The 11527-nt window shown below is 61.3% G+C and carries 12 protein-coding genes; 7 read left to right on the top strand and 5 right to left on the bottom strand.

Going from position 1 to position 11527, the window contains the following annotated elements; translation table 11 throughout:
- Positions 1-123: 123 nt before the first annotated feature.
- The 5 genes from pssA to DK391_RS42445 form a co-directional block, all read right to left on the bottom strand.
- Complete coding sequence (pssA, locus tag DK391_RS42425) at positions 124-996, bottom strand: CDP-diacylglycerol--serine O-phosphatidyltransferase (RefSeq protein ID WP_109483989.1); 873 nt, start codon at positions 994-996, stop codon at positions 124-126.
- Between the two features lie 20 nt (positions 997-1016).
- On the bottom strand, positions 1017-1655 hold the full coding sequence (locus tag DK391_RS42430) for a phosphatidylserine decarboxylase (RefSeq protein ID WP_109483990.1): 639 nt from the start codon (positions 1653-1655) through the stop codon (positions 1017-1019).
- Between the two features lie 124 nt (positions 1656-1779).
- A complete protein-coding gene (ilvC, locus tag DK391_RS42435; protein WP_275426852.1) occupies positions 1780-2874 on the bottom strand; it encodes a ketol-acid reductoisomerase in 1095 nt (364 codons plus the stop codon).
- A gap of 22 nt (positions 2875-2896) precedes the next feature.
- Entirely contained in the window at positions 2897-3388 is a 492-nt protein-coding gene (gene ilvN / locus DK391_RS42440; protein WP_007588180.1) for an acetolactate synthase small subunit, read from the bottom strand.
- A 111-nt stretch (positions 3389-3499) separates the two neighbouring features.
- Positions 3500-5263 (bottom strand): acetolactate synthase 3 catalytic subunit, encoded by a 1764-nt coding sequence (locus DK391_RS42445; RefSeq protein ID WP_109483992.1) that lies wholly within the window; start codon positions 5261-5263, stop codon positions 3500-3502.
- A 386-nt stretch (positions 5264-5649) separates the two neighbouring features.
- Here DK391_RS42445 and DK391_RS42450 point away from each other — a divergent pair, with 386 nt between their 5' ends.
- The 7 genes from DK391_RS42450 (at position 5650) to DK391_RS42480 (ending at position 10889) form a co-directional block, all read left to right on the top strand.
- Positions 5650-6213 (top strand): RNA polymerase sigma factor, encoded by a 564-nt coding sequence (locus DK391_RS42450; RefSeq protein WP_109483993.1) that lies wholly within the window; start codon positions 5650-5652, stop codon positions 6211-6213.
- The gene (locus DK391_RS42455) at positions 6210-6638 is read left to right on the top strand and encodes a DUF3619 family protein (protein WP_109483994.1); all 429 of its coding nucleotides are present in this window, start codon (positions 6210-6212) and stop codon (positions 6636-6638) included. The genes DK391_RS42450 and DK391_RS42455 overlap by 4 nt, the downstream gene beginning before the upstream one ends.
- A gap of 17 nt (positions 6639-6655) precedes the next feature.
- Complete coding sequence (locus tag DK391_RS42460; protein WP_109483995.1) at positions 6656-7426, top strand: DUF3106 domain-containing protein; 771 nt, start codon at positions 6656-6658, stop codon at positions 7424-7426.
- 54 nt (positions 7427-7480) lie between these two features.
- On the top strand, positions 7481-8014 hold the full coding sequence (locus DK391_RS42465) for an RDD family protein (RefSeq protein WP_109483996.1): 534 nt from the start codon (positions 7481-7483) through the stop codon (positions 8012-8014).
- Positions 8015-8135: 121 nt separating this feature from the next.
- Positions 8136-9077 carry a UDP-2,3-diacylglucosamine diphosphatase gene (locus DK391_RS42470; RefSeq protein ID WP_109483997.1) on the top strand — a complete coding sequence of 314 codons (942 nt, stop codon included), beginning with the start codon at positions 8136-8138 and terminating at the stop codon, positions 9075-9077.
- Between the two features lie 32 nt (positions 9078-9109).
- The gene (locus DK391_RS42475) at positions 9110-10141 is read left to right on the top strand and encodes a glycosyltransferase family 1 protein (protein ID WP_109483998.1); all 1032 of its coding nucleotides are present in this window, start codon (positions 9110-9112) and stop codon (positions 10139-10141) included.
- A 43-nt stretch (positions 10142-10184) separates the two neighbouring features.
- Positions 10185-10889 carry a diacylglycerol kinase gene (locus DK391_RS42480; RefSeq protein ID WP_109483999.1) on the top strand — a complete coding sequence of 235 codons (705 nt, stop codon included), beginning with the start codon at positions 10185-10187 and terminating at the stop codon, positions 10887-10889.
- Positions 10890-11527: the final 638 nt, after the last annotated feature.

Below are 11527 nucleotides of genomic sequence, written 5' to 3' on the forward strand. Positions count from 1 at the left end.
GCGGCTTTCTTTTGCCTACTTTTCTTTGCCGCGGCAAAGAAAAGTAGGTGCTGCCCCGCACAGGGGCGACGCATGCAAACCACTAACAAACCGCGGATGCGAACAAAAACCAAAGCACACCGCTTACCCCGGCCTCTGCGAAGACCTCGCCGGATTCCCCATTCCGCGCACGATCCGATAACCCCAGAACACATACCCCGACAGGCCATAAAGCACAAACAGCCCAAACAGCATCAACGGCGGATCCGAAGAAACCAGCACAAACGCGACGACGACAAGCAGAATGGCCGCAAACGGCACCCGATGCCGCACATCGAGCGCTTTCCCGCTATAGAACGGCGCATTCGACACCATCGTCACACCGGCATAGATGGTCAACGCGAACGCCACCCAAGGCAGCCACACAAGCTTCAGCGGTACGCGATTATCGGTAGCGAGCCAGACAAAGCCAGCAATCAGAGCAGCAGCAGCCGGACTCGGCATGCCCTGAAAAAACCGCTTATCGACAACACCGATATTGGTGTTGAAACGCGCCAATCGCAGCGCCGCCCCGGAGCAGTAGACAAACGCCGCCAGCCAGCCCCAGCGCCCCAGATCCTTCAGAATCCACTCATACATCACGAGCGCCGGCGCAACCCCAAACGACACCATGTCCGACAGACTGTCGAACTGCTCGCCAAATGCGCTTTGCGTATGCGTCATGCGCGCGACGCGCCCGTCCATGCCATCGAGCACCATCGCGACAAAAATCGCGATTGCGGCGACCTCGAAGCGCACGTTCATCGCCTGCACGACGGCGAAGAATCCACAGAACAGCGCCGCCGTCGTGAAGGCATTGGGCAGCAGATAAATGCCTCGCTTGCGCAGAAACTGCTGACGCGCGGCGCGCCGGCTGTCGATCACGGATTCCGCGACCACAGGCGGCTTGTTGCGCCGGAACGGTCGCGGCTGCGGCGAACCGCTGCTGCGAGGACGACGCGGTTTGAATGCGGCCATCGAATCCTCCCCGTGCCGCGTTATAGCTCAGCCAGAATCGTCGACGACGCCGACACCTTCTCGCCAATCGACACACGCGGACGGCTGCCCACCGGCAGATACACGTCGACGCGCGAACCGAAGCGGATGAAGCCGTAGCGCTGGCCGCGCGTGAGCGGCTCGCCTGCGCGCACGTAGCAGAGAATGCGTCGCGCGATCAGACCCGCGATCTGCACCGACGTCACCGTCGCGCCGCTCGCCGTTTCGATCACCACAGCATTACGCTCGTTTTCCGTCGAAGCCTTATCGACGGCGGCGTTCAGGTATGCGCCCGGAAAGTATTCGACCTTCGAAATCGCGCCATCCACCGGCGAACGCTGCGAGTGCACGTTGAACACGTTCATGAACACGCTGATCTTCAGCGCTTCGCGGTTTGCGTACGGATCGTGCGCCGTTTCGACCGCGACGATGCGGCCGTCGGCCGGGCACAGCACGGCATTGGCCTGAGTCGGAATGGGACGCGCCGGGTCGCGGAAGAACTGCACGACGAAGATGAGCAACAGCCAGAAAATCCAGGCAATGCCGAACCCTGCGACGAAGTGGATCAACAACGCAACGACAGCCGCGATGGCGATAAACGGCCAGCCTTCGCGCGCGATGATCGGATGAGGGTAATTCATAAAATTGGGTTCAGTCTTTTTGAAAACCGTAGGATAGCAAAAGCCGTCCAGGGTTCAGCACCTCTGGACGGCTTTTTGATGCTTCCGGCGTATTTCGTGCGCCGGAGTGCGAAAAACAGGCAGATTAGTTCTTCGACTGATCGACCAGCTTGTTCTTCGCGATCCACGGCATCATTGCGCGCAGCTTCGAGCCAACCTGCTCGATCTGGTGCTCAGCCGTGATACGGCGACGGGATTGCAGCGTCGGCGCGCCAGCGCGGTTTTCGATGATGAAGCTCTTCGCGTACTCGCCCGTCTGGATGTCCTTCAGGACTTCCTTCATGACCTTCTTCGTCTCGGCCGTGATGATGCGCGGGCCCGTCACGTACTCGCCGTATTCGGCGTTGTTCGAGATCGAGTAGTTCATGTTCGCGATGCCGCCTTCGTAGATCAGGTCGACGATCAGCTTCAGTTCGTGCAGGCACTCGAAGTAAGCCATTTCCGGCGCGTAGCCTGCTTCGACCAGCGTTTCGAAGCCAGCCTTGATCAGGTCGACCGTACCGCCGCACAGAACAGCCTGTTCGCCGAACAGGTCGGTTTCCGTTTCTTCGCGGAAGTTCGTTTCGATGATGCCGGCACGGCCGCCGCCGTTCGCTGCTGCGTACGACAGTGCGATGTCGCGTGCTGCGCCCGACTTGTCTTGCGCCACGGCGATCAGGTGCGGCACGCCGCCACCTTGCGAGTACGTGCCGCGAACCGTGTGGCCCGGTGCCTTCGGCGCGATCATGATCACGTCGAGGTCAGCACGCGGGATCACCTGGCCGTAGTGCACGTTGAAGCCGTGCGCGAATGCCAGCGCTGCGCCCTGCTTGGCGTTGCCGTGCACTTCCTTTGCGTAGACTTCGGCGATCTGCTCGTCCGGCAGCAGCATCATGACGACGTCAGCGCCCTTCACGGCTTCCGCCACTTCCTTCACCGTCAGACCTGCGTTCTCAGCCTTGCTCCACGATGCGCCGCCCTTGCGCAGACCGACCGTGACGTTCACGCCGCTTTCCTTCAGGTTCAGCGCGTGAGCATGGCCTTGCGAGCCATAGCCGATGATGGTGACCTGCTTGCCTTTGATGAGGGAGAGGTCGGCGTCCTTGTCGTAGAAAACTTTCATGTCAGTTCCTTGGCGAAATTCAGAAAAATGTTGCGTGTGTAGTGCTTGAGCCGGGCGCCTGATACAGCCTTGACGCAACGCCCGGCGCGGATCGAACTGGTTAAACCTTCAGGATACGCTCGCCGCGTCCGATGCCCGAACCGCCCGTGCGGACCGTTTCGAGAATCGCGGTGGCGTCGAGCCCTTCGATGAACGCGTCGAGCTTCTCGCTCGCGCCCGTCAGTTCGATCGTGTAGGTCTTTTCGGTGACGTCGATGATGCGGCCGCGGAAAATATCCGACATCCGCTTCATCTCCTCACGTTCCTTGCCGACCGCCCTTACCTTGATCAGCATCAGCTCGCGTTCGATGTGGGCGCCCTCGGTCAGGTCGACCACTTTCACCACCTCGATCAGGCGGTTCAGATGCTTCGTGATCTGTTCGATCACGTCGTCGGAGCCAATGGAAACGATGGTCATGCGCGACAGCGAACGGTCTTCGGTCGGCGCCACCGTCAAGGTTTCGATGTTGTAGCCGCGTGCCGAAAAGAGGCCGACCACGCGTGACAGCGCGCCCGGTTCGTTTTCCAGCAAAACGGAAATGATGTGTCTCATGTTCGCTTCTTCCAGATGTCGATGTATGCGATGCGTGCGATTTGCACCGCTCCGTCCGCGCTCATCTTTTGTGGAGATGTGCATGACGGAGCCGGCGCCAAAACGCGCTCGTTATAGATCTTCCGACCCGAGGAGCATCTCCGTGATGCCCTTGCCGGCCTGAACCATCGGCCAGACGTTTTCGGTAGGATCGGTCTGGAAGTCGAGAAACACCGTGCGATCTTTCAGGCGCAGTGCTTCCTTGAGCGCCGGTTCCACGTCAGCGGTTCTTTCGATCCGCATGCCGACGTGGCCGTACGCTTCGGCGAGCTTCACGAAGTCAGGCAGCGCATCCATGTACGAATGCGAATAGCGCTTGCTGTATTCGATCTGCTGCCACTGGCGCACCATGCCCAGATAGCGGTTGTTGAGCGAAATGATCTTGACGGGCGTGTCGTACTGCTTGCAGGTCGACAGCTCCTGGATGCACATCTGGATCGAGCCTTCGCCCGTGATACAGAGCACGTCGTCGTCCGGGTGCGCCATCTTCACGCCCATCGCCGCCGGCAGGCCGAAGCCCATCGTGCCGAGACCGCCGGAGTTGATCCAGCGGCGCGGCTTGTTGAAGCGATAGAACTGCGCCGCCCACATCTGGTGCTGGCCGACGTCGGAACACACGAAGGCATTGCCGTCCGTCAGTTCCCACGCCTTTTCCACCACGTATTGCGGCTTGATGATGTCGCTTTGACGGTCGAACTTCAGGCAGTCTTTCGAACGCCAGGCTTCGATGTCCTTCCACCAGTCGGCGAGCGCCGCGGTGTCGGGGCCATGCTCGGCCGTTTGCAGCTGCTCGATCAGTTCCTTCAGCACTTCCTTCACGTCGCCGACGATGGGGATATCCACCTTCACGCGCTTCGAGATCGACGACGGGTCGATATCGATGTGAATGATCTTGCGCGGACGCGACGAGAAGTGCGCCGGATCGCCGATCACGCGGTCGTCGAAACGCGCGCCGATGGCGATCAGCACGTCGCAGTGCTGCATGGCCATATTGGCTTCGTACGTGCCGTGCATGCCGAGCATGCCGAGGAATTTCTTGTCGCTCGCGCGGTAGCCGCCCAGCCCCATCAGCGTATTCGTGATGGGATAGCCGAGCAGATCGGCGAACTGGTTCAGCTCACGCGATGCGTCCGCGAGAATGATGCCGCCGCCCGTATAGATATACGGACGCTTCGCCGACAGCAGCAGCGAGACAGCCTTGCGGATCTGGCCCGAGTGACCCTTCGTAACCGGATTGTACGAGCGCAGCGACACGCTCTTAATCGGCTCATACTGGCACGGCGCCTTCGACACGTCTTTCGGAATGTCGATCAGCACCGGGCCGGGACGGCCGGTTCGGGCGATATAGAAAGCTTTCTTGACGGTGGCGGCGAGATCGCGCACGTCCTTCACGAGGAAGTTGTGCTTCACGCAGGGACGCGTGATGCCGACCGTATCGCACTCCTGGAACGCATCTTGGCCAATGGCGGCAGTCGGCACCTGGCCGCTGATGACCACCATCGGGATGGAATCCATATAGGCAGTGGCGATGCCCGTCACCGCGTTGGTGACGCCAGGACCCGAGGTCACGAGACACACGCCGACCTTGCCGGTCGAACGCGCATAGGCGTCGGCCGCGTGGACGGCAGCCTGCTCGTGGCGCACGAGGACGTGCTGGAATTTGTCCTGCTTGTAAAGCTCGTCGTAGATGTAGAGTACCGAGCCGCCGGGATAGCCCCAGACGAATTCAACCTCTTCGTCGGCCAGTGCCTTCATGAGCACGGTGGCGCCGATAGAGTCAGCTTCGTGATGGGGAGTCGTATGCGACGTGGAGAATTCCGCGCTGGGCATATTCATCGTTCACCTTTCGAAATTTCGGCAAAAATTTGATCGGGTGCTCTCTGCCGGGCTTGTGGCTCGGGTTCAAGCGGCGCGTCCAGTTTGACAGGAAGGCTTCTTGGGCCAACCTCAAATGAGACAAGTCACTTATGTTGCGAACCGTAGACGATATCTACGATGTGTCCGATGGGCAAGCAATTATTTCCATGATCGATCACGAATCTGCGCACGACCCGCACTTCTGACGGTTTCCCCTGATTCGAATAAATGATGACTGAAGGCAAACTGCAAGCCGAAGGTTGCTGCGTTTTTCCCCGACTCGCGTGAAAGTTTGTTAGCATCCGCGAGTTTTACGACATTTTTCGACCGATTCCGCGCACACTCGCTGCGCCGACCCCCAACGGATGGCATCAGACAAGGAACTCGCCGATTTTCTGGCGGGCGTCGAAAGGCGCGCGTTCAAGCAGACGGTCTACGCCGTACGGGACGATGACGCGTCGCTCGACATCGTGCAGGACGCGATGATCAAGCTCGCCGAAAAATACGGCGATCGCCCCCCGGCTGAGCTACCGCTTTTGTTTCAGCGTATTCTCCAGAATGCGATGCACGACTATTTCCGTCGGCAGAAGGTCCGCAATACGTGGGTGAGCCTGTTCTCGTCGCTGGGCAATGCCGACGACGAAGATTTCGATCCGCTGGAGACCTTCGAAAGCCAGGACGGATCCACAGGCGTGGAAAGCAGCGAACAGCAGCTCGAACGCGAGCAGGTCCTGCAACTGATCGACGACGAAATCCAAAAGTTGCCGGCACGTCAACGGGAGGCGTTTCTGATGCGTTACTGGGAAGATATGGATGTCGCTGAGACTGCCGCCGCCATGGGCTGCTCGGAAGGCAGTGTGAAAACACACTGCTCACGGGCCACGCACACGCTGGCGCAAGCGCTCAAGGCCAAAGGAATCACGCTATGAGCTCCGCTCTCGAAACAAAAGAACTCGAGTTTGCGCGGCAGCTTCGCCGCGCGCTCGACGAAAACGCTGCCCGCATTCCGCCCGCTACAACCGACCGGCTCGCCGCCGCGCGCCAGGCCGCACTCGCTCGCAAGAAGCCCGAGACGGTGCAGGCGCCTGTGTTCGCGCCCGTCTTCGTCGGCGCGGGCACGCTCGCCCATCTGCCGCAACCGGAAACGCATCGCCGTCTGTCGCGCCTGCGCAAGCTCGCGCTCGCATGGCCGGTGCTTGCGCTCGTCATCGGGCTGGCGGGCATCGCGTGGTGGGAAGACCATCAGCGCACGGCCGAGCTGGCCGACATCGACGCCGCCATGCTGAGCGACGACCTGCCGCTCAATGCCTATCTCGATCACGGGTTCAACGCGTACCTGACGCGTAACCACTGACCGGGGAGAGCTGACGGGTGAGTTACAAGCGCGGCCTTGCCGTTGTGTCCGGATGCGTGATTGCAGCCCTGGTGTCATTCGCCGCCACCTATCCGCGCTTCTACCCGACGCCTACGCCCGTCCCGGCGCCTGCCGGCGGCGGCGTGCCCGCGAAGGCGGCCGAGCCGGCGTTGACGGTCGAATTGCCCGAGCTGCCCATTTCCACCAGCCCGCTGGCGTGGGCCAAGCTCTCTGCCGCCGACCACGCGGCGCTCGCCCCGTTGGCATCGCAATGGGACAGTTTCAGCGAGGAGCGCAAGCGCAAATGGCTCAAGATCGCGTCGCGTTATCCCAAGATGACGCCGGAATCGCAAAAAATCCTGCATGAACGCATGACTGAGTGGGCGCACATGACGCCCGAGCAGCGGCGTGTCGCGCGGGAGAATTATCAGGTTTCGAAGGAAGTGCCACGCGAGGCGCGTCAGAACGCGTGGAAGGCGTATCAGCAGCTTCCCGAGGAACAGAAGCAGAAGCTCGCCGCCAGCGAGCGCAAGCGCCGGCCCACCGTGGTCAGCGCGCCTCCGTCGGGCAAATCCGAGATCAAGGACATCAACCGCCTCGTCAACGGCAAGGACAAGCTCGCGAGCGTGCCCGTTCCGCCCGCGACGGCCGGCGCGTCTGCAGGTGTGGCAAACGGCGCTGCGCCTGCGCCGGGCGCGCCTGCCATTCCTGCTGTCGGCAGCTTCGTGCCGGCCACGCCGCCACCCGTCTCGCCATCGGAAGCGCCTTCCATCTTCAACGGCTCATAATCTCTCCTGCGAGCCTGCGCCGCGGGCTCATCAACGTCACCCGAGGCCCCGCCCGTGTCCACATCCGTCGTCTCCGCCGCCCAGCCGACTCAATCCGAACCCGCCGAGCCCGTGACGCCGACCGTGCGTCGCCGGCTTGCTGCCCTCATGTACGAAGCCGTGTTGCTGTTCGGCGTGGTGTTCATCGCGGGCTATCTGTTCAGCACGCTGACGCAGCAACGCAACGGCCTCGTGCATCACAACTGGCTGGCGGCGTGGATCGGGCTGGTGGTCGGCGCGTATTTCGTCTGGTTCTGGACACACGGCGGACAAACCCTGCCGATGAAAACCTGGCGATTGAAAGTCGTCGTTGCCAGGGATGACGAACCGTTGTCCGTGCCTCGCGCGGTGTTGCGCTACGTCTTCGCGTGGCTGTGGTTTTTGCCGCCGCTGGCGATGCACCCACTGCTTGGGCTCAAGGTGCCGCAGACGTTGATCCTTGCTGCCGTCTGGTTCGGTGCCTACGCGGCGGTCGGGCGAATCGGTGCGAGCCGGCAGTTTCTGCATGACCGGCTGGCCGGGACCAAGGTCGTTTCCATTGCGCGGTGAGCATCCCGGTCCCGGACGAGACAACAACTACCCCCTTTCGTAATAAGAAGTTCTCGTGACTGTCACGGCTCCGTAACCTGCAACTGGCGCAATGCGGGTACTGCAACTCGACGCGTGAGCCATGGACAACAACACGTCCGCGACTTCCCTCTTCCGCCAGACTGGCCCGAGCGTCGATCCCGTCGCTTTCGGCCCCCGCTCCTCCTCACCCGGCCTGCCGCCGATCCCGCATCTGCCGGTCGCGCCAACCGAATCCGAAAGCCATCACGACGACGATCACGAGAACTCGCATCGCTACCGCACGATCTGGCTGTCCGATATCCATCTCGGCTCCGGCGGCTGCCAGGCGAACTATCTGCTCGACTTCCTGCGCCATAACGAGTCGGAGTATCTGTACCTCGTGGGCGACATCATCGACGGCTGGCAGCTGAAAAAAGGCTGGTACTGGCCGCAGGCGCACAACGACGTCGTGCAGAAGATCCTGCGCAAGGCGCGCAAAGGCACGCAGGTCGTGTACATCCCCGGCAATCACGACGAAGGCGCGCGGCAATTCTGCGATCTCGCGTTCGGCGACATCCACGTGCGCGGCGAAGCGTTCCACACCACGCTGCAGGGCAAGCGCCTGTGGATCGTGCACGGCGATCTGTTCGACGGCGTGATCCAGCATGCGAAGTGGCTCGCCTATCTCGGCGACACGCTCTACACGATGATCCTCGTGCTGAACCGCTGGTTCAACCGTATCCGCATCAAGCTCGGCTTCCAGTACTGGTCGCTGTCGCAGTACCTGAAGCATCAGGTGAAGAATGCGGTCAACTTCATCTCCGCATTCGAGAACGTGATGACAGACGAAGCGCGTCGCCGAGGCTGCGACGGCGTCGTGTGTGGACACATCCACAAGGCCGAGATTCGCGAGATCGACGGCGTGCTGTATTGCAATGACGGCGACTGGGTAGAGAGCCTGTCGGCGCTCGTCGAGACGTATGAAGGCGAGCTGAAGGTGATCTACTGGACCGTGATGCGCTCGCCCGAAGCGAGCGTGACCAAGGCCCGCGCCACGGCGTGACGGCACACCACCACTACGAGAGGGCCAACTGCATGAAGATCATGATCGTCACCGATGCATGGGAACCGCAGGTCAATGGCGTGGTTCGCACGCTGAAGAACACGACGCGTGAACTGACGGCGATCGGCCATAAGGTCGATCTGCTGACGCCGCTCGAGTTCAAGACGATTCCGTGCCCGACGTATCCGGAGATCCGTCTGTCGCTGATGCCGCGTCGCCATCTGCGCAAGCGCATCGACGAGTTCCAGCCGGACGCGTTGCACATCGCGACGGAAGGTCCACTCGGCCTCGCCGCGCGCGCGTATGCGATCGAGCACAAGCTGCCGTTCACGACCGCGTATCACACGCGCTTTCCCGAGTATGTGCAGGCGCGCTTCGGTGTTCCCGTGGCGTGGACGTATCGCTTTCTGCACTGGTTCCACAAGGCGTCGCTGGCGGTGATGGCGCCGACGCCCGTCGTCAAGACCGACCTCGAAAAGTTCGGCTTCACGAACGTCGTGCTGTGGACGCGCGGTGTCGATCTGGAAATTTTCAAGCAAATGGAATCGAAGGTCCTCAACACGGCGCGGCCGATTTTTCTGTATGTCGGACGCGTGGCCGTCGAGAAGAATGTCGAAGCCTTCCTGAAGCTCGATTTGCCTGGCTCGAAGTGGGTCTGTGGCGAAGGTCCGGCGCTGGCCGAACTGAAGTCGCGCTACCCTGCTGCGAACTATCTGGGTGTGCTGTCGCAGGCCGAACTGGCGAAGGTCTACGCGGCCGCCGACGTATTCGTGTTCCCGAGCAGGACCGACACGTTTGGCCTCGTGCTGCTCGAAGCGCTCGCGTGCGGCACGCCGGTTGCAGCGTATCCCGTGACGGGCCCGATCGACGTGCTCGGTGACGGCGGCGCGGGCGCAATGCACGACGACTTGCGCGAAGCGTGCCTGCAGGCGTTGAAGATCGATCGCGATCATGCACGCGCGTGGGCCGAGCGCTTCTCGTGGACGGCGGCATCCGAGCAATTCGCTGCCCATCTGAAGCCGCTGTCGCGTCCGACTTACCGAGAGGAAGGCGCGGCCGCCTGATTCATCCGACGCGCAACGCGCCCTCACATTTCTCGCCAGGCCCATGCAAACGAGACAATCGAACGCATTGCGCGCTCCGCAGGATTCGCTGCGCGACGCTGAATCTGTGGCGCCGGATAGCGCGCCGCATACCGAACCATTCGACGACGTGCATGAGTTGCATCAGGACGGCGCACCGCTTCCGCGTTATGCTGGACAGTCCCGATCTGCTCCAGCGAAGCCCTCTGCCATGTCGTCCACGATGCGCGATGCCGCGCGAGATGGTGAAGACACGCCGAAGCCTGGCGTGCAAGCCGATGCGCCGGAACCGGCTGAACCTTTGGGTCCGGATGATCCTCTCGCGCCGTTGCCCTTTAATCCGTACAAGGGGAATCGCGGGATCACGCGCGCCTGGCATGCGATGAAGAATTCGTTTGCCGGGTTTCGGGTGGCGATTCAGGAAGAGAGCGCGTTTCGGCAGGAACTTACGTTGGCGGCGATTCTTGTGCCGTGTGGTGTTGTGGTGCCTGTTGAGCCCGTTGCTCGTGTTTTGTTGCTTGGGTCGGTGTTTCTTGTGCTGATTGTCGAGTTGCTGAATTCGAGCGTCGAGGCTGCTATTGATCGGATTTCGCTTGAGCGGCATGAGCTTTCTCGGCGCGCTAAGGATCTCGGCAGCGCTGCTGTGATGGTTGCGCTTTTTATTTGTGTTCTGACTTGGGGGTTGTTGGTTGGGCCGCTTGTTTATGGGTGGGTTCGCGGGGTGTTGTAGGTGGTGGTTTGGGTTTGATTTTGGTTTCGCTGGCATCCGCGATTTGTTAGTGGTCTGCTAGTGTTGCCCCTGTGCGGGGCGGCACCTACTTTTCTTTGCCGCCGCAAAGAAAAGTAGGCAAAAGAAAGCGGGCTAACACCGCCAACACTTCTTCTTGCCTGCGGGCCCCCAACCGGTCCTACACCTCGCACGGCAACGTGCTCGCTCACGTTCGTTGCCAACGTTCTAATACACACATCCCCCGCTTCACGCGCCCGCGTCGCAGCACGCGCGATCAACCTGCCCAGGTTCTCCAGGTGGCAAACGGTGTGTCGGCTTTCGCGCCATCCACGCTTCACTCCGGACTGAAAAGCAAAGGCGGTGTCTCTTGTAGGATCGCCGACGCGTACGGCGCGCCAACCTACACACCGTTTGCCACCTGGGCGGCCGTAACGAATCGCTGCCGTTCGCGGCGCTACGGGTGATTGAAGCGGGTGCTGCGTTCTTTAGAGCGTTGGCAGCGGGCAACGACTAGTGCGTTGCCGTGTACTGGACGGGGCCGTTGGGGGCCCGCAGGCAACGACTAGCATTAGCGGTGTTAGCCCGCTTTCTTTGCTTAGGAATGTCTGAACAACCCATTTTCTGCCGTGGATATTCAA

It is taken from the genome of Paraburkholderia sp. C35, assembly GCF_003121405.1.
Taxonomy (GTDB): Bacteria; Pseudomonadota; Gammaproteobacteria; order Burkholderiales; family Burkholderiaceae; genus Paraburkholderia.

Coding starts and splice junctions, on each gene's coding strand:
- DK391_RS42480 (WP_109483999.1), top strand. CDS start 10,185: ATGCAAACGAGACAATCGAACGCATTGCGCGCTCCGCAGGATTCGCTG.
- DK391_RS42455 (WP_109483994.1), top strand. CDS start 6,210: ATGAGCTCCGCTCTCGAAACAAAAGAACTCGAGTTTGCGCGGCAGCTT.
- pssA (WP_109483989.1), bottom strand. CDS start 996: ATGGCCGCATTCAAACCGCGTCGTCCTCGCAGCAGCGGTTCGCCGCAG.
- DK391_RS42445 (WP_109483992.1), bottom strand. CDS start 5,263: ATGAATATGCCCAGCGCGGAATTCTCCACGTCGCATACGACTCCCCAT.
- ilvN (WP_007588180.1), bottom strand. CDS start 3,388: ATGAGACACATCATTTCCGTTTTGCTGGAAAACGAACCGGGCGCGCTG.
- DK391_RS42450 (WP_109483993.1), top strand. CDS start 5,650: ATGGCATCAGACAAGGAACTCGCCGATTTTCTGGCGGGCGTCGAAAGG.
- DK391_RS42470 (WP_109483997.1), top strand. CDS start 8,136: ATGGACAACAACACGTCCGCGACTTCCCTCTTCCGCCAGACTGGCCCG.
- DK391_RS42475 (WP_109483998.1), top strand. CDS start 9,110: ATGAAGATCATGATCGTCACCGATGCATGGGAACCGCAGGTCAATGGC.
- DK391_RS42430 (WP_109483990.1), bottom strand. CDS start 1,655: ATGAATTACCCTCATCCGATCATCGCGCGCGAAGGCTGGCCGTTTATC.